Annotated in this window: 16 protein-coding genes; 6 read left to right on the top strand and 10 right to left on the bottom strand. The window is 65.8% G+C overall.

Translation table 11 applies throughout. The annotated features are described in order from the left end of the window. Positions 1–87: 87 nt before the first annotated feature. The 4 genes from ACQY8B_RS08190 (at position 88) to ACQY8B_RS08175 (ending at position 4,169) form a co-directional block, all read left to right on the top strand. Complete coding sequence (locus ACQY8B_RS08190; RefSeq protein WP_422086249.1) at positions 88–1,284, top strand: amino acid aminotransferase; 1,197 nt, start codon at positions 88–90, stop codon at positions 1,282–1,284. 158 nt (positions 1,285–1,442) lie between these two features. Then, positions 1,443–2,882, top strand: a complete 1,440-nt coding sequence (locus ACQY8B_RS08185) for a polyhydroxyalkanoate depolymerase (RefSeq protein WP_422086248.1) — start codon at positions 1,443–1,445, stop codon at positions 2,880–2,882. Between the two features lie 19 nt (positions 2,883–2,901). After that, positions 2,902–3,534 (top strand): RnfABCDGE type electron transport complex subunit B, encoded by a 633-nt coding sequence (locus ACQY8B_RS08180; RefSeq protein ID WP_422086247.1) that lies wholly within the window; start codon positions 2,902–2,904, stop codon positions 3,532–3,534. Beyond that, entirely contained in the window at positions 3,531–4,169 is a 639-nt protein-coding gene (locus tag ACQY8B_RS08175) for a LysE family translocator (RefSeq protein ID WP_422086246.1), read from the top strand. Before ACQY8B_RS08180 ends, ACQY8B_RS08175 begins: the two co-directional genes overlap by 4 nt. Here the strand turns inward: ACQY8B_RS08175 and yedA are convergent. Then, positions 4,135–5,061, bottom strand: a complete 927-nt coding sequence (gene yedA / locus ACQY8B_RS08170; protein WP_422086245.1) for a drug/metabolite exporter YedA — start codon at positions 5,059–5,061, stop codon at positions 4,135–4,137. The two genes, ACQY8B_RS08175 and yedA, sit on opposite strands and share 35 nt — an antisense overlap. 118 nt (positions 5,062–5,179) lie before the next feature. On the opposite strand from yedA, the gene ACQY8B_RS08165 reads away from it, so the two are divergent. Next, positions 5,180–5,677, top strand: coding sequence for an Lrp/AsnC family transcriptional regulator (locus ACQY8B_RS08165; RefSeq protein WP_422086244.1), 498 nt, complete (start codon positions 5,180–5,182; stop codon positions 5,675–5,677). Here the strand turns inward: ACQY8B_RS08165 and ACQY8B_RS08160 are convergent. From ACQY8B_RS08160 to scpA, 7 genes are read right to left on the bottom strand one after another with little or no spacing between them, the layout of a single operon-like run. Further along, positions 5,667–6,158, bottom strand: a complete 492-nt coding sequence (locus ACQY8B_RS08160) for a VOC family protein (protein WP_422086243.1) — start codon at positions 6,156–6,158, stop codon at positions 5,667–5,669. The genes ACQY8B_RS08165 and ACQY8B_RS08160 overlap by 11 nt on opposite strands. After that, positions 6,155–7,192, bottom strand: a complete 1,038-nt coding sequence (gene bioB / locus ACQY8B_RS08155; protein WP_422086242.1) for a biotin synthase BioB — start codon at positions 7,190–7,192, stop codon at positions 6,155–6,157. Before bioB ends, ACQY8B_RS08160 begins: the two co-directional genes overlap by 4 nt. After that, a complete protein-coding gene (gene accC, locus ACQY8B_RS08150; protein ID WP_422086241.1) occupies positions 7,192–9,240 on the bottom strand; it encodes an acetyl-CoA carboxylase biotin carboxylase subunit in 2,049 nt (682 codons plus the stop codon). The genes bioB and accC overlap by 1 nt, the downstream gene beginning before the upstream one ends. 20 nt (positions 9,241–9,260) lie before the next feature. Further along, positions 9,261–10,805 (bottom strand): acyl-CoA carboxylase subunit beta, encoded by a 1,545-nt coding sequence (locus ACQY8B_RS08145; protein ID WP_422086240.1) that lies wholly within the window; start codon positions 10,803–10,805, stop codon positions 9,261–9,263. A gap of 37 nt (positions 10,806–10,842) precedes the next feature. After that, positions 10,843–11,892 (bottom strand): methylmalonyl Co-A mutase-associated GTPase MeaB, encoded by a 1,050-nt coding sequence (meaB, locus tag ACQY8B_RS08140; protein WP_422086239.1) that lies wholly within the window; start codon positions 11,890–11,892, stop codon positions 10,843–10,845. Next, entirely contained in the window at positions 11,886–12,359 is a 474-nt protein-coding gene (locus ACQY8B_RS08135) for a GNAT family N-acetyltransferase (protein ID WP_422086238.1), read from the bottom strand. Before ACQY8B_RS08135 ends, meaB begins: the two co-directional genes overlap by 7 nt. A gap of 8 nt (positions 12,360–12,367) precedes the next feature. Beyond that, positions 12,368–14,530 (bottom strand): methylmalonyl-CoA mutase, encoded by a 2,163-nt coding sequence (scpA, locus tag ACQY8B_RS08130; protein WP_422086237.1) that lies wholly within the window; start codon positions 14,528–14,530, stop codon positions 12,368–12,370. Between the two features lie 128 nt (positions 14,531–14,658). Here scpA and ACQY8B_RS08125 point away from each other — a divergent pair, with 128 nt between their 5' ends. Further along, positions 14,659–15,300 carry a GntR family transcriptional regulator gene (locus ACQY8B_RS08125; protein WP_422086236.1) on the top strand — a complete coding sequence of 214 codons (642 nt, stop codon included), beginning with the start codon at positions 14,659–14,661 and terminating at the stop codon, positions 15,298–15,300. A 121-nt stretch (positions 15,301–15,421) separates the two neighbouring features. On the opposite strand, the gene ACQY8B_RS08120 is transcribed toward ACQY8B_RS08125, so the two are convergent. After that, the gene (locus ACQY8B_RS08120; RefSeq protein WP_422086235.1) at positions 15,422–16,207 is read right to left on the bottom strand and encodes an IclR family transcriptional regulator; all 786 of its coding nucleotides are present in this window, start codon (positions 16,205–16,207) and stop codon (positions 15,422–15,424) included. Between the two features lie 160 nt (positions 16,208–16,367). Further along, entirely contained in the window at positions 16,368–17,369 is a 1,002-nt protein-coding gene (gene dusA / locus ACQY8B_RS08115) for a tRNA dihydrouridine(20/20a) synthase DusA (RefSeq protein WP_422086234.1), read from the bottom strand. Positions 17,370–17,472: the final 103 nt, after the last annotated feature.

Genomic DNA, 17,472 nt, shown 5'->3' with positions numbered 1-17,472 from the left:
GCGCTCGCGCCGGTAAAATTCAAGGCAACCGGAAAGCATAAAGCCTAGTCCGGTTGCAGCGAAGCTTTCATCCCAAAGGACCTTTCCATGTCTATGTTCACCGCGGTCGAAATGGCACCGCGCGACCCGATCCTCGGCCTCAACGAGCAATTTGCAGCCGACACCAACCCCAACAAGGTCAACCTCGGCGTCGGCGTCTATTACGACGACAACGGCAAGCTGCCCCTGCTCCAGTGCGTGCAGGCCGCAGAACAGAACATGATGAAAGCGCCCACCGCGCGCGGCTACCTGCCCATCGACGGCATCGTGGCGTACGACAACGCCGTCAAGGCGCTGGTCTTCGGTGCCGACAGCGAACCCGTCACCTCGGGCCGCGTGGCCACCATCCAGGCCATCGGCGGCACCGGCGGGCTGAAGGTCGGAGCCGACTTCCTCAAGAAGCTCAGCCCCTCCGCCAAGGTCCTGATCAGCGACCCGAGCTGGGAAAACCACCGCGCGCTGTTCACCAACGCCGGCTTCGAAGTCGAAAGCTACCCCTACTACGATGCGGCCAAGCGCGGCGTCAACTTCGAAGGCATGCTGGCCGCCCTGAACGCGGTACCGGCCGGCACCATCGTCGTGCTGCACGCCTGCTGCCACAACCCCACCGGCTACGACATCACCGCCGCCCAGTGGGACCAGGTCGTCGCCGCGGTCAAGGCCAAGGGCCTGGTGCCCTTCCTCGACATGGCCTACCAGGGCTTCGGCTACGGCCTGAAGGAAGACGGCGCCGCCGTCGCCAAGTTCGTCGAAGCGGGCCTGACCTTCTTCGTCTCGACCTCGTTCTCCAAGAGCTTCAGCCTGTACGGCGAGCGCGTCGGGGCACTGTCGGTGCTGTGCGAGAACAAGGAAGAGGCCGCCCGTGTGCTGTCGCAGCTCAAGATCGCCATCCGCACCAACTACAGCAACCCGCCCACGCACGGCGGCGCCGTGGTGGCCGCGGTGCTCGGCAACCCCGAGCTGCGCGCCCTCTGGGAAAAGGAACTGGGCGAAATGCGCGTGCGCATCAAGGCCATGCGCCAGAAGCTGGTCGACGGCCTCAAGGCCGCAGGCGTGAAGGAAGACATGAGCTTCATCACCACGCAGATCGGCATGTTCAGCTACTCGGGCCTGACCAAGGACCAGATGGTGCGCCTGCGCAATGAATTCGGCGTGTACGGCACCGACACCGGCCGCATGTGCGTGGCCGCGCTCAACAGCAAGAACATCGACTACGTCTGCGCGTCGATCGCCAAAGTCATCTAGGTGACAGCGAAGTGTGAGGGAATGCGTCCCAGCGACGACTCCTTCACGCTTCCAGGCCAAAGGACGCTCGCTGCGGGGTCGGTGTAGGGGTTAGGCCCCCTGCACCGCAGCGAATGCGCTGATATATTGCACCGCAACATTCCACTCCAAGATCAGCGATGCTCTATCAACTCTACGAAGCCCAGCGTTCCTTGATGGAGCCTTTCTCGGACTTCGCCCAGGCAGCCTCCAAGCTCTACGGCCAGGGCGCCGTGTGGGGCCAATTGCCCATGGCCCAGCGCATGGCCGCGGGCTACGACCTGCTCTACCGCCTGGGCAAGGACTACGAGAAGCCCGAGTTCAACATCAAGTCGGTGAAGGTCGACGGCGCGGACGTCGTCATCCAGGAAGCCATTGCGCTCGACAAGCCCTTCTGCGAGTTGCGCCGCTTCAAGCGCTTCACCGACGAGCCGCACATCCTCAAGACGCTCAAGAGCCAGCCCGTGGTGCTGGTCGTCGCGCCCCTGTCGGGCCACTATGCGACCCTGCTGCGCGACACCGTGCGCACCATGCTGCAGGACCACAAGGTCTACATCACCGACTGGAAGAATGCGCGCCTCGTGCCGCTGTCGGAAGGCGAGTTCCACCTCGACGACTACATCAACTACGTGCAGGAGTTCATCCGCCTGCTGCAGGCCGAGTACGGCAACTGCCACGTGGTGAGCGTGTGCCAGCCCACCGTGCCAGTGCTCGCGGCCGTGTCGCTCATGGCCAGCCGCGGCGAAGCGCTGCCGCTCACCATGACGATGATGGGCGGCCCCATCGACGCGCGCAAGTCGCCCACCGCGGTCAACAACCTCGCGATGAACAAGAGCTTCGAGTGGTTCGAGAACAACGTGATCTACCGCGTGCCGCAGGGCTTCCCCGGCGAAGGCCGCCGCGTGTACCCCGGCTTCCTGCAGCACACCGGCTTCGTGGCCATGAACCCCGACCGCCACGCGAGCAGCCACTACGACTACTTCAAGGACCTCATCAAGGGCGACGACGCCAGCGCCGAGGCCCACCGCAAGTTCTACGACGAGTACAACGCCGTGCTCGACATGGACGCCGATTACTACCTCGAGACCATCCGTACCGTGTTCCAGGAGTTCGACCTGGTCAACGGCACCTGGGACGTCAAGGCCGCCGACGGCAAGGTGGAGCGCGTGCGTCCGCAGGACATCCATGGCACCGCCCTGCTCACCGTCGAAGGGGAGCTCGACGACATCTCCGGCTCTGGCCAGACCGAAGCCGCGCACAGCCTGTGCACCGGTATCGACGACGCGAAGCGCGAGCACTACGAAGTCAAGGGTGCCGGCCACTACGGCATCTTCAGCGGCCGCCGCTGGCGCGAACTGGTCTACCCGAAGATGCAGAAATTCATCGAGGCCAACGACCAGCCGCAACGCCGCGCGAGCGCCCGAGACGCGCTGGCCGCCGAAGACACCGTGAAGCCGGTGCGCAAAAGCCCGGCTCCCGTAGCTGTCGCGGCCAAGAAGGCCCCGGCGAAAACGGCCACGGCCGTCGCCGTGAAGAAGACCACGCCGCGCAAGAAGCCCGGCACCGGCGCCGCGCGCTGAAGCGCGCACCATTGCCACCGTGAACGGGCTCGCCGCACGCATCAACGACGCACTGCCCCAAACGCAGTGCACACGTTGCGGCTACCCGGATTGCGCGAGCTACGCCCAGGCCGTGGCCGACGGCGAGGCCGGCATCAACCAGTGCCCGCCCGGCGGTGCCGAAGGCATTGACCGGTTGGCAGAACTCACCGGCCGCGCGCCGCTGCCGCTCGACCCCGAATGCGGCACCGAAGGCCCGCGCGCCTTGGCCGTCATCGACGAGGCCTGGTGCATCGGCTGCACGCTGTGCCTCGACGCCTGCCCCACCGACGCCATCGTCGGCATCAACAAGCGTATGCACACGGTGATCGAAGCCCACTGCACGGGCTGCGAGCTGTGCATTCCGGTCTGCCCCGTCGACTGCATCTCGCTCGAGGTCGAAACGCCCGGCCGCACCGGCTGGCAAGCCTGGTCGGCCGAGCAGGCCGCGAGCGCACGGCGCCGCTACGAAGTGCACGGCAAGCACCGCAACACCGACGCCCGCCTGGCCGAAGCGGCGCCCAAGCCCGAAACCCCGCAAGACGCCGGCGCACGCAAGCGCGCCATCGTCGAAGCCGCACTGGCGCGTGCCCGCGCCGCCTCGCAGCAACGCCCACCAGCCGCCAAGCCATGACGCTCGACACCCTGCTCATCTACGCCGTCGCATCGCTCGCGCTGGCCCTGATCCCGGGACCGACGATGCTGCTGGCGCTTTCCAACGGCATCGAGGGCGGCATGCGCCGCGCGAGCTGGGGCATTGCGGGTGCATCGCTCGGCAGCATCACGCTGATCGCAGTCGTCGCACTGGGACTGGGCTCGCTGCTGGCGGCCTCGGAGTGGCTCTTCAATGCGATCCGTGTCGCAGGCGTGGCTTACCTCGTGTGGCTGGGCGTCAAGCTGTGGCGCAGCGAAACCACCGACCTGCGCGCCGCGCTGGCCAAGTCGCCGCTCGAAGTACGTCCGCAGGGCCGTGTCGCGCTGCTGCGCAGCCTCATGGTGGCGCTGTCGAATCCGAAGACGGTGCTGTTCTTCGCGGCCTTCCTGCCGCAGTTCGTCGACATCGCGAAGCCGCAAGGCCCGCAGTACCTGCTGCTGGGCGCCGTGTTCGTAGCGCTCGACACCTGCGTGATGCTGGCCTATGCCGGCGCCGGCACGCAGGCCGTGCGCTTTCTCTCGCAGCGCGGCCTCAAGGCAATGAACCGCGGTTGTGCGGCCGGCATGTGGCTGCTCGCGGCTACGCTTGCGGTGTGGCGCCGCCCCGGCGCTTGAAGAGCAACAGCAGCACGCCCGCCAGCACTACGCCCACGGCGTACCACTCGAAGCGCGTGACCGTCTCGTCGGCGATCCACACGCCCAGCAGCATCGCGATCACCGGATTCACGAAGGTGTAGCTCGACGCCAGCGCGGCCGGTGCCCTCGCCAGCAGCACCATGTAGGCATTGAAGGCGATCAGCGAGCCGAACACCACGAGGTAGACCCACGCGGCCACTGCCTCGGCCTGCAAGGGCCAGCTCACTGTTTCGCCGGAAACCGCGGCCAGCCCCATCAGCACCACGCCACCGCACAGCATCTCGCTCGCGAATCCCATCGCGCCGGGCGCCAGCGGCAGGCCGCGCTGGCTCAGCACACTGCCTAGCGACCAGCAGCAGCAGGCGATGCAGATCGCCAGCAAGCCTTCGGGCGAAGACCGGAAGCCGCTGCCCTGCGTCAGCATCAGCACGCCGACAAGGCCGAGCGCAATGCCCGCTGCTTCCAGCCGCGACGGCTTCACGCCCCAGATCAGGTTCAGGAGCGCAATGAGCAGCGGGATCACCGCGATGAACGCGACGACCAGCCCAGAGCCGATCGACACCTCGGCGCTGGCCGTGCCGCCCATGCCGCCGCCCAGCATCAGCGCCCCGACGATGAAGGCATTGCGCCATTGCACCAGCGACGGCCAGGGCGCCCCGCGCCAGCGCATCCACACGATGAGCAGCACGCCAGCACACAGGAAGCGCGAGCCCATCTGCAGGAATGGCGGAAAGCTCACGAGCGCGTACTTGATCGCGAGGTAGGTCGAGCCCCAGACCACCCAGGTGGCGGCGAGGCACAGCCACAGCAGCAGCGGCAATCCGGAGCGCCCTGCGGACGCGGGCTTGGCTGGAGAAGCGAGGGTGGACATGGCCGGGGGAAGTCTCTTGTTGGTATGTGAAGGCAGCCATGGTATGAAAGCCGACCTTCGGCATCCATGCGACTTTCATGGTTCTGCCCTCTTCCTACCGTTGATTTGAAGGAGTTGCATGGACTTCACCTTGACCCCCACGCTGGATGCGCATGACACCCGCATCCTGGCCGAACTGCAGAACGATGCGCGACTGACCATGGCCGAGTTGGGCCGCCGCGTCCACCTGAGCCAGCCCGCCGTGACCGAACGCGTGAAGAAACTGGAGGCCGCTGGCGTCATCAGCGGCTACCGCGCCACCGTGAACCCGGGCAAGCTGGGCTATGGCATCCGCGCCATCATCCGCGTGGGCCGCGCCGACTACGCACGCGTGGTCGAACTGGTGCAGCAGACGCCCGAATGCGTCAATGCCTACAACGTGACCGGGCAGGACAGTTGGATCCTGGAGATCGCGGTGATCGACGTGAGCCACCTCGATGCGGTGGTCACCAAGTTCTGCATCCTCACGGAGACCGCCACCTCGATCATCCTGAACCCGGCGCGCGAGCACCAGGCGATGCTGCCGCCCCGGAGCTCGGACGTAAAACCGCCGATCAAGAAAGTACTCAACGCGTAGCTGCGAGTGCGCTGAAAGCCGCCACCACTTCAGGCGGCGCCTGCACCATCTCGATCAGCACGCCCTCGCCCGCAATCGGGAACTCGTCGTTCGCCTTCGGGTGAAGAAAGCAGATGTCGAAACCGGCCGCACCCTTGCGAATGCCGCCGGGCGCAAAACGCACGCCCTGCGCCGTGAGCCATTCGACTGCCTTGGGCAGGTCGTCGATCCACAGGCCCACGTGGTTCAGCGGCGTCGTGTGGACGGCAGGCTTCTTCTCGGGGTCCAGCGGCTGCATCAGGTCGACCTCGACCTTGAAAGGGCCCGCGCCCATCGCGCAGATGTCCTCGTCCACGTTCTCGCGTTCGCTCTTGAACGTGCCCGTGACCTCGAGCCCCAGCATGTCGACCCACAGCTTCTGCAGCCGCAGCTTGTCGGGGCCGCCGATGGCGATCTGCTGGATGCCCAGCACCTTGAAGGGGCGTGCGGTAGCGGCGGTCATACTGCGCAACTTTCCGAAGCCTGCTCCTGAACCTGCCGCGCGTTGAGCCCGAGCTTGCGCAGCAGCACCGTGTCGGCTTCCACGTCGGGGTTGCCGGTGACCAGCAGCTTGTCGCCATAGAAGATCGAATTCGCACCCGCCATGAAGCACAGCGCCTGCACCGCATCGCCCATCTGCTGGCGCCCGGCCGAGAGCCTCACGCGCGCCGTCGGCATGGTGATGCGCGCGACCGCGATCATGCGCACGAAGTCGAAGGGATCGACCGGGTCCGAGTCGGCCAGCGGCGTGCCGGGCACGCGCACCAGGCTGTTGATAGGCACCGATTCCGGGTACGGGTTCAGGTTGGCCAACTGAGCGATCAGCCCCGCGCGGTGCACCGGCTGTTCGCCCATGCCGACGATGCCGCCGCAGCACACGCTGATGCCCGCGCCGCGCACGTTGGCCAGCGTGTCGAGCCGGTCCTGGTAGGTGCGTGTATCGACCACGTCGGTGTAGTACTCGGGCGCGGTGTCGAGGTTGTGGTTGTAGTAGTCCAGGCCTGCGGCCTTGAGCTGGTGCGCGTGGTGCGGCTTCAGCATGCCGAGCGTGGCGCAGGTCTGCATGCCCAGCCCCTTCACGGCCTCGACCAGCACGGCCACCTTCTCCACGTCGCGGTCCTTCGGCGCGCGCCATGCGGCGCCCATGCAGAAGCGCGTGGCGCCAACGTCCTTGGCGGCTTGCGCGGCGCGCACCACTTCGTCGACCTCCATGAGCTTCTGCGCCTTCACGCCGGTATCGAACTCGGCCGACTGCGGGCAATAGCCGCAGTTCTCCGGGCAGCCGCCGGTCTTGACCGACAGCAGCGTGGCCAGCTCGATATCGCCTTCGGGGAAGTGCTGGCGGTGCACGGTCTGCGCCTCGAACAGCAGATCCATCAGCGGCTTGTCGAGCAGCGCCTGGATCGCCTCGACAGACCACGGTCCCTCGGCCTTGGGGACAGCGGCCTTCGCGGGCCGGTGCAGCGTGATCGCCTGTTGCAAGTCGTTGGCACCCATCAGTTGAACTCCAGAATGATCTGATCGACGGCGAGCGATTCGCCCTTGCCCGCCGAAATCTTGCCGACCACGCCGTCCTGCGCGGCGAACAGCACGTTCTCCATCTTCATCGCCTCGATCACGGCCAGTTTTTCGCCGGCGCGCACCTGTTGGCCCGGCTGCACCGACACCTCGACCAGCAAGCCCGGCATCGGCGACATCAGGAACTTGCTCAGGTCCGGCGGTGCCTTGTAGGGCATCAGTTCCAGCAGCCGCGCGCCCAGCGGCGACAGCACCATTGCCTCTATCTGCGTGCCGTCGTGCGACACGCGCAGCGCCAGCGGGCTCTTGCCCGCGCCGCGCTCCACCTGTGCGGTGAACGGCTTGTCGTTGACGATGCCCTGCACACGGATCGCGCCCAGCGCAAAGCTGCTGTCGATCTTGTAGCTCTTGCCGCCCACGGCCACCGAGCTCGCGCCGGTCTTGCCATGGAAGTCGGTGACCGACACAGGGTGGTGCACGTGCTTGCCCTCCGGCCCCAGCTCGACCACCACGAACTGCTCGCCCACCTTCACGCTGTGGCCTTCGAGCTGCCCGCTGATGCCCGAGGCACGCGCGCGATAACGGCGGTGCACATAAGCCGCGAGCGCGATCAGGAACGACGGATCGGCATGCGGCACGTCTTCCGCATGGAAGCCCTTGCCGTAGTGCTCGGCGATGAAGCCGGTGTTGAAGTCGCCCGCCACGAACTTCGGATGCGCCAGCAGCGCCGCCTGGAACGGGATGTTGCTGCTGATGCCTCGGATCACGAAGCCGTTGAGCGCCTCGCGCATGCGTGCGATCGCATGCTGGCGATCCTTGCCGTGCACGATGAGCTTGGCGATCATCGAGTCGTAGTACATCGGAATCTCGCCGCCGTCGTACACACCCGTGTCCACGCGCACGCCTTGCAGGTGCTCGGTGTCGCTCGCGAACATGGTCTCGGTCGGCGGCTGGAACTTCACCAGACGGCCGGTCGACGGCAGGAAATTGCGGAACGGGTCTTCGGCATTGATGCGGCACTCGATCGCCCAGCCGTTGCGCTTCACCTCGGCCTGCGTCAGCGGCAGCTTCTCGCCGGCAGCCACGCGGATCATCAACTCGACGAGGTCGAGGCCGGTGATGCACTCCGTCACCGGGTGCTCCACCTGCAGACGCGTGTTCATCTCCAGGAAGTAGAAGCTCTGGTCCTTGCCGACCACGAACTCCACCGTGCCCGCGCTCTGGTACTTCACGGCCTTGGCCAACTGCACGGCCTGCTCGCCCATGGCCTTGCGCGTTTCGTCGCTGATGAAGGGGGAAGGAGCCTCCTCGATCACCTTCTGGTGGCGCCGCTGGATGGAGCATTCGCGCTCGTTCAGGTAAATCACGTTGCCGTGCGAATCGCCCAGCACCTGGATCTCGATGTGGCGCGGCTCCTCGACGAACTTCTCGATGAACACGCGGTCGTCGCCGAAGCTGTTGCGCGCCTCGTTGCGGCACGAGGTGAAGCCCTCGAAGGCCTCCTTGTCGTTGAAGGCCACGCGCAGGCCCTTGCCGCCGCCGCCGGCCGATGCCTTGATCATCACGGGGTAGCCGATGTCCTTCGCTATCTCGACCGCGCGCTCGGCCGTCTCGATGGCGTCGTTCCAGCCCGGAATGGTGTTGACCTGGGCCTCGTTCGCGAGCTTCTTCGAGGCGATCTTGTCGCCCATGGCTGCGATCGAATAGTGCTTCGGTCCGATGAAGGCAATGCCCTCTTCCTCGACCTTGCGCGCGAAGGCTTCGTTTTCCGACAGGAAGCCGTAGCCCGGATGCACGGCCTCGGCGCCCGTCTGCTTGCAGGCCGCGATGATGCGGTCCGCCTGCAGATAGCTCTCGCGGCTGGGCGCAGCGCCGATGTGCACGGCTTCGTCGGCCAGCTCGACGTGGCGGGCTTCCTTGTCGGCGTCGGAGTAGACGGCGACGGTGAGGATGCCCATCTTCTTGGCGGTTTGAATCACGCGGCAGGCGATTTCACCGCGATTGGCGATCAGGATCTTCTTGAACATGTTCTTCTTCTCCATGCCGCTCACAGCGGAATGTTCCCGTGCTTGCGCCACGGGTTCTCGAGCTTCTTCTCGCGCAGCATCACCAGCGAGCGGCAGATGCGCTTGCGCGTCTCGTGCGGCAGGATCACGTCGTCGATATAGCCGCGCGCGCTGGCCACATACGGGTTGGCGAAGCGCGCCTTGTATTCGGCCTCGCGGGCGGCGAGCTTCTCGGGGTCGTTCTTGTCTTCGCGGAAGATGATTTCCACCGCGCCCTTGGCGCCCATCACCGCGATCTCGGCGCGCGGCCAGGCAAGGTTGACGTCGCCGCGCAGATGCTTCGACGCCATCACGTCGTAGGCGCCACCGTAGGCCTTGCGCGTGATGACGGTGATCTTCGGCACCGTGCACTCGGCGTAGGCGTAAAGCAGCTTGGCGCCGTGCTTGATGATGCCGCCGTACTCCTGCCCCGTGCCGGGCATGAAGCCGGGCACGTCGACGAAGGTGACGACCGGTATGTTGAAGGCGTCGCAGAAGCGCACGAAGCGCGCGGCCTTGATGCTGCTCTTGATGTCCAGGCAGCCCGCCAGCACCAGCGGCTGGTTGGCGACGATGCCGATGGTCTGGCCTTCCATGCGGGCGAAGCCGATCACGATGTTCTTCGCGTAGTCGGGCTGCAGTTCGAAGAAATCGCCGTCATCCACCACCTTCAGGATCAGTTCCTTGATGTCGTAGGGCTTGTTCGGGTTGTCCGGCACCAGGGTGTCGAGCGAATAGTCGGGCCGGTCGGCGGGGTCGCCCTGCCCGTTGTTGCCCAGGCGCACCGGCGGCTTCTCGCGGTTGTTGAGCGGCAGGTAGTTGTACAGGCGGCGCAGCATCATCAGCGCCTCGACGTCGTTCTCGAACGCCATGTCGGCCACGCCGCTGCGCGTGGTGTGGGTGATGGCGCCGCCAAGCTCTTCGGCGGTCACGCTCTCGTGCGTCACGGTCTTCACCACCTCGGGGCCGGTGACGAACATGTAGCTGCTGTCCTTCACCATGAAGATGAAGTCGGTCATGGCCGGCGAGTACACCGCGCCGCCCGCGCAAGGGCCCATCACCATGCTGATCTGCGGCACCACGCCCGAGGCCATCACGTTGCGCTGGAACACGTCGGCGTAGCCGCCGAGCGACGCCACGCCTTCCTGGATGCGCGCACCGCCCGAGTCGTTCAGGCCGATGACGGGCGCGCCGACCTTCATGGCCTGGTCCATCACCTTGCAGATTTTTTCGGCATGCGCCTCGCTCAGCGCGCCGCCGAAGACGGTGAAGTCCTGGCTGAACACGAACACCAGGCGGCCGTTGATCATTCCGTAGCCGGTGACCACGCCGTCGCCGGGGATCTTTTGCTCGGCCATGCCGAAGTCGACCGAGCGGTGCTCGACGAACATGTCCCACTCTTCGAAGGTGTTGTCGTCGAGCAGCAGCTCGATGCGCTCGCGCGCCGTGAGCTTGCCCTTGGCATGTTGCGCGTCGATGCGCTTCTGCCCGCCGCCGAGACGCGCCTGGGCGCGACGCTTTTCGAGTTGTTCGATCAGTTCTTGCATGGTGTGCTTCCGAAGCTGTGGTCTTGAATTTCGTGTCTCATGGTCTGGCCGTGATGGCGGCCGCGGCGAGCAGGCTGCGCGCTGCCGTGGATGCCGGCAGCGTGCCCTGTGCCACCTGCTGCGTGAGCTGCGGGAGCAGTTCGCGCACCTGAGGGTGATGCCTGAAGGCCTGCTTGAGGCCTGCGTCGATGCGCTCCCACATCCACGCGGTGGCCTGCTTCTCGCGGCGCCTGGCGAGCTTGCCGTTGGCGGTCTGCAGCTGCCTGAATTGCGTGACGGCTTCCCAGAAGGCATCGACGCCGGTGTTGGCGAGAGCGCTCAGCTGCAGCACCTTGGGCAGCCAGAAGCGCACTTCCGCGCCGCTGTGCGCGTCGTGCACCGCGTGTGCGTGGTCCGGGTTGCCCTGGTGCCCGAAGAGCCGCAGCGCCGACGTGATCTGAGCCTGCGCACGGGTGGCGGCGTCCTTGTCGATGTCGGCCTTGTTGATGACGACGAGGTCGGCCAACTCCATCACGCCCTTCTTGATCGCCTGCAGGTCGTCCCCCGCGTTGGGCAGTTGCATCAGCACGAACATGTCGGTCATGCCGGCCACTGCCGTCTCGCTCTGGCCCACGCCGACGGTCTCGACAATCACGATGTCGTAGCCGGCAGCCTCGCACACCAGCATCGCCTCGCGCGTTTTCTCGGCCACGCCGCCGAGCGTGCCGCTCGAGGGGCTGGGGCGGATGTAGGCGCGCTCGTGCACCGACAGCCGCTCCATGCGCGTCTTGTCGCCCAGGATGGAGCCGCCCGACACGGTGGATGACGGATCGATGGTGAGCACCGCCACGCGGTGCCCCTTGCCGATCAGCAACAGGCCCAGCGTTTCGATGAAAGTCGACTTGCCGACACCCGGCACGCCGGAAATGCCAAGGCGAAACGAGTTGCCCGTGCGCGGCAGCAATGCCGTGAGCAGTTCGTCGGCCTGCGCGCGGTGGTCGGCGCGCGTCGACTCGAGCAGCGTGATGGCTTTTGCGATGGCGCGGCGTTGCGCCATGCCATCGGTTTCGGCGACGGCACGTTCGAGCGACTGTGCCGTGTTCAGCACGCAGCCTCCGAGGCGACGCGCCAGCGGTAGTGCAGGTCGACGCCCTCTTCGCCTTCGAGCACGAAGCCGTGCCGCAGGTAGAAGCGGTTGGCGTCGCTCTTCACGAGCGCGGTGAGCTTGATGTCCAGCCGCTGCGCGCGCGCCTGCGACTTGGCCCATTCCAGTACCCATTCACCGATGCCCAGGCCCTGGAAGCCGGTGCGCAGATAAAGATGGTCGAGGCGCAGCGCATCGCTGTCCTCCGGCTTGAGCGTGACGAAGCCGATGCGCTGGTCGCCATCGAGCACGATGTGGTGCATGTACGGCACGACAAAACCCGCGCTCAGGCGCTCGCGCGAGCGTGCTGCGTCGAAACGGCCCACGCGCTCCAGGCTCGGGCGCATCGCGTCGATGCGCAGGGCCAGCATGGCTTCGAAATCGCTGGAATCCACCGGCTGCAGCGACAGCCGCGACAAGAGATCGCCCACGTCGCGCCTCAGGCCGTGACCGCCGCGCGAATCTGCTCCAGCACGTCCTTGGCGCTGGCCGGAATGGGCGTGCCCGGTCCGTAGATGCCCTTGACGCCGGCCTCGTAGAGAAAGTCGTAGTCCTGCCGCGGAATCACGCCGCCGACGAACACGATGATGTCGTCCGCGCCCTGCTTCTTGAGCTCATTGATGATGGCCGGCACGAGCGTCTTGTGGCCGGCCGCGAGCGTGCTCACGCCCACTGCGTGCACGTCGTTTTCGATGGCCTGGCGCGCGCATTCTTCGGGCGTCTGGAACAGCGGTCCCATGTCCACGTCGAAGCCCAGGTCGGCGAACGCGGTAGCTACCACCTTGGCGCCGCGGTCGTGGCCGTCCTGGCCGAGCTTGGAGATCATCACGCGCGGACGGCGACCCTGCTCCTCGGCGAAGGCGTTGATTTCGGTCTTGAGGGCCTCCCAGCCTTCGGCGGAGTCATAGGCAGCTGCGTACACACCGGTCACCTTTTGCGTGTCGGCCCGATGGCGGCCGAATGATTTTTCGAGCGCGTCCGAAATCTCGCCCACCGTGGCGCGCAGGCGCACGGCATCGATGCTCAGTGCCAGCAGGTTGCCGGTGTTGTTCTCGGCGGCTTCGGTCAGCGCGTCGAGCGCGGCCTGCACCTTGGCGGTGTCGCGCGACGCGCGGATCTTCTGCAGCCGCGCCACCTGCTGCTCGCGCACCTTCACGTTGTCGATCGAGAGGCTGTCGATCGCGTCTTCGCTCTTGAGCTTGTACTTGTTGACGCCGACGATCACGTCCTTGCCGGAGTCGATGCGCGCCTGCTTCTCGGCGGCGGCGGCCTCGATCTTGAGCTTGGCCCAGCCGCTGTCCACGGCCTTGGTCATGCCGCCCATGGCCTCGACCTCCTCGATGATGGCCCAGGCCGCATCGGCCATGTCCTGCGTGAGCTTCTCCATCATGTAGCTGCCGGCCCAGGGGTCGATCACATTGGTGATGTGCGTCTCTTCCTGGATGATGAGCTGCGTGTTGCGCGCGATGCGGGCGCTGAACTCGGTAGGCAGCGCGATGGCTTCGTCGAGCGCGTTGGTGTGCAGGCTCTGCGTGCCGCCGAACACCGCGGCCATCGCCTCGATGGTGGTGCGCACCACGTTGTTGTACGGGTCCTGCTCGGTGAGGCTCCAGCCCGAGGTCTGGCAGTGCGTGCGCAGCATCAGGCTCTTGGGGTTCTTGGGGTTGAACTCTTTCATGATGCGGCACCACAGCAGGCGCGCCGCGCGCATCTTGGCCACTTCGAGATAGAAGTTCATGCCGACGGCCCAGAAGAAACTCAGGCGCCCGGCGAAGCCGTCGACGTCGAGGCCCTTGGCCAGCGCGGTCTTCACGTATTCCTTGCCGTCGGCCAGCGTGAAGGCAAGCTCCAGCGCCTGGTTGGCGCCGGCTTCCTGCATGTGATAGCCGCTGATCGAGATCGAGTTGAACTTGGGCATCTTCTGCGCCGTGTACTCGATGATGTCGCCGATGATCCGCATGCTCGGCGCCGGCGGAAAGATGTACGTGTTGCGGACCATGAACTCCTTGAGGATGTCGTTCTGGATGGTTCCGCTGAGCTGGTCCTGCGCCACGCCCTGCTCTTCCGCCGCGACCACGTAGCCCGCGAGCACCGGCAGCACGGCGCCGTTCATCGTCATGGACACGCTCACCTTGTCGAGCGGGATCTGGTCGAACAGGATCTTCATGTCCTCGACCGAGTCGATCGCCACGCCGGCCTTGCCGACGTCGCCGGTCACGCGCGGATGGTCGCTGTCGTAGCCGCGGTGGGTTGCCAGGTCGAAGGCCACGCTCACGCCCTGCCCGCCGGCGGCCAGCGCCTTGCGGTAGAAGGCGTTCGACTCCTCGGCTGTCGAGAAGCCGGCGTACTGGCGGATAGTCCAGGGGCGCACTGCATACATCGTGGCCTGGGGGCCGCGCAGGTAGGGCTCGAAGCCGGGCAGCGTGTCGGTGTATTTCAGCCCCTGCAGGTCGGCGGCGGTGTACAGCGGCTTCACGCTGATGCCGTCGGGCGTGATCCAGTTCAGCGCGCTCACGTCGCCACCGGGTGCCGACTTGGCTGCGGCCTTGGCCCAGGCTTCGAGGTCGGCGGGCTTGAAAGAGGGTTCGGGTGTGCTGCTCATGAGGGGCCGCTTCGCAGTGTCTTGCACAGGTATTTGCAAATTTGCTTGCACGAATTTGCAAGTCGTTCGCGAGTCTACTCCATCCATAATTATTAATTCAAACCCGATTTTGAAGTACAGTGCGGCCCATGTCCGCCGTCACCCTTACTCCCCGCGCCCTCTATGAAGAGGTGGCCGAGCTGCTGCGCCAGCGGATCTTCCGCCGCGAGCTGGAGCCCGGCAGCTGGATCGACGAGCTGAAGCTGGCCGAGGAATACGGCATCAGCCGCACCCCCCTGCGCGAGGCGCTGAAGGTGCTGGCCGCCGAGGGCCTGGTAACGATGAAAGTGCGCCGCGGCGCCTACGTGACCGAGGTGTCGGAGCAGGACCTGGCCGACGTGTACCACCTGCTCTCGCTGCTGGAGAGCGATGCCGCCGGCGTGGTGGCCGAGCGCGCCACCGACGCGCAGCGCGCCGAGCTGAAGGCACTGCACGCCGAACTGGAAGCCGCCGCCACCCCCGAGGACCGCGAACACTTCTTCGCAGTGAACGAGCGCTTCCACATGCAGCTGCTGGCCATCGCAGACAACAAGTGGCGCGACCAGATGGTGGCAGACCTGCGCAAGGTGATGAAGCTCAACCGCCGCAACTCGCTGCTGAAGGCGGGGCGGATCGCGGAATCATTGGCGGAGCACCGCGCGGTGATGGCCGCCATCGAGGCGCGCGATGCCGAGGCGGCCATGGCCCGCATGCGCGAGCACTTCAAGAACGGCCTCGAAGCCGCGAACTAGCACGCGGCGCCGCGCCAAAGAGAAACATCTCCACGGCGCGCCTCAAGCTGCTGCACACGGTGCGGTGCGCGGCCGAGGGTACGTGCTGAACCTGCGCAACGACCGGTAGGGCCGCGCGCCTTTACTCCTGGGTCGACGTGCCGGCTTCCCCGGCAAGGCGCTGCGCCGTCTCCAGCAGCAGCGGCGCAATGCGCGCCACCATGGCGTCCTTGGGCAACAGGTAGGCGGGCCCGCCGCAACTCACGGAGTAGCGCTCGCCGCGCGGGCCCTCCAGGGCGAAGCCGATGGCGTGGATGTGCGGGTTCCACTCGCCGAAGGAGCCGCAGTAACCCGTCCTTGCGTACTCTTCGAGGCTGCTCATCAGGCCGGGCTCGATGGTGTTCCAGCTCTCCCCGCTTTCGATCCGGATCTGCGCCAGCAACTCGCCCTGCTCCGGTTCCGGCAGCGCCGCCAGGTAGGCGCGCCCCGCGGCCGAGGTGGCAATGGCCATGCGCGTACCCACCTCGATACGCGAGCTGATGACCACGGAACGCGGCCGCAGCGAATCGATGACGAGCATGTCGAGTTCATCGCGTACCCCGATGTGCACGCTGACGCCTGCAGCCTCGGCCAGCGCCGACAGGTGCGGCCGCGCCACCGTGCGCAAGTCGAAATGCCGCAGGTACCGGCTGCTCATGTCCAGCAGGGCCGGCCCAAGGCTGAAGCGCTCGTTGTCTTGCGACTGTCGCAAATACCCCGCACTCACCAGCGTGGCGGTGAGCCTCGACACGGTGGCCTTGGGGATTCCCGTGGTATCTGCCAGTTCGCGATTGCCTATGGGTGCCGCCGCCATGCCGATGACCTTGAGGAGAGCCAGGCCGCGAGCGAGCGCGCTCACTTCTTCTTTGCCGCCAATCGCGTCATTCATTGAATCGAAACCTTCTTATTTCCCTGATACACCTCATTTTTCAGCAAAAAACGGTTGACGTGCCACTTATCACGAAGTAGCAATTTCGGAACAATGTTTCATCCATCGGCAAACGGGCATGAAAGCACCCGTGCCGGAAGCAGAAGAAATAGCGCCTGGATCAGGCCGCCTGGACCATCGGCTCGTGTGCGATTGCCATCACCTCGTGCGGCGGGAGCGTCTTGTGCCGATGGTCGCTCCAGATCTGGCGCCAGCGGCGCGCACCCGGCAGACCGTTGCGCAAACCCAGCATGTGGCGCGCAATAGACGACCACTGCGTGCCATGCTCGGCGGCCTCGCGGACCATGTAGTCACACATCAGCGACTCGATCTCTTCGCGCGACAAGGTCTGTGGCGCGGCGCCGTAGAACTCGGCGTCCCATTCGGCGAGCCACCAGGGGTTGTGATAGGCCTCGCGCCCGATCATCACGCCGTCGAGCAGCCGCAGGTGTTCGTGCACCTGTGCATTGGTCGAGATGCCGCCGTTGATCGAGAAATTCAGCTCGGGAAACTCATGCTTCAGCCGGTGCACCAACTCGTAGCGCAGCGGCGGGATCTCGCGGTTCTGCTTCGGGCTCAGCCCTTGTAGCCACGCGTTGCGCGCATGCACGATGAAGGTCTGGCAGCCGGCCTCGCTGACCTGGCCGACGAAGTCGCGTACGAACTCGTAGCTCTCGATCTTGTCGATGCCGATGCGGTGCTTGACCGTGACGGGCACGCTCACCACGTCGACCATCGCCTTCACGCAATCTGCCACCAGTTGCGGTTCGTTCATCAGGCAGGCGCCGAAAGCGCCGCGCTGCACGCGCTCGCTCGGGCAGCCGCAGTTCAGGTTGATCTCGTCGTAGCCCCACTCTTCGCCCAGCTTGGCGCAATGCGCGAGGTCGGCAGGCTCGCTGCCGCCTAGCTGCAGGGCCACGGGATGTTCCTCGGCATTGAAGCGCAGGTGCCGGGGCACATCGCCGTGAATCAGCGCGCCTGTAGTCACCATCTCGGTGTAGAGCAGCGCGTGGCGGGACAGCAGGCGATGGAGGTACCTGCAATGGCGATCGGTCCAGTCCATCATTGGAGCGACCGAAAGCACTTTCTTATTTGAGTTCAACAACTTATCTCTGTATCCCATACGTTCACCGCCCATGGGCCGAAGGGGCTGGCCAACCGGTGGAGCACCGGCGGCATCGGCGTCGTAGTTTCTCATGCAGCGGCTTCCCACGGGATTTGCAGCC

Source organism: Variovorax sp. (assembly GCF_965279555.1).
Taxonomy (GTDB): Bacteria; Pseudomonadota; Gammaproteobacteria; order Burkholderiales; family Burkholderiaceae_C; genus Variovorax.
Note: the sequence above shows the minus strand (reverse complement) of the source record. Positions and strands in the feature narration are given on the sequence as shown.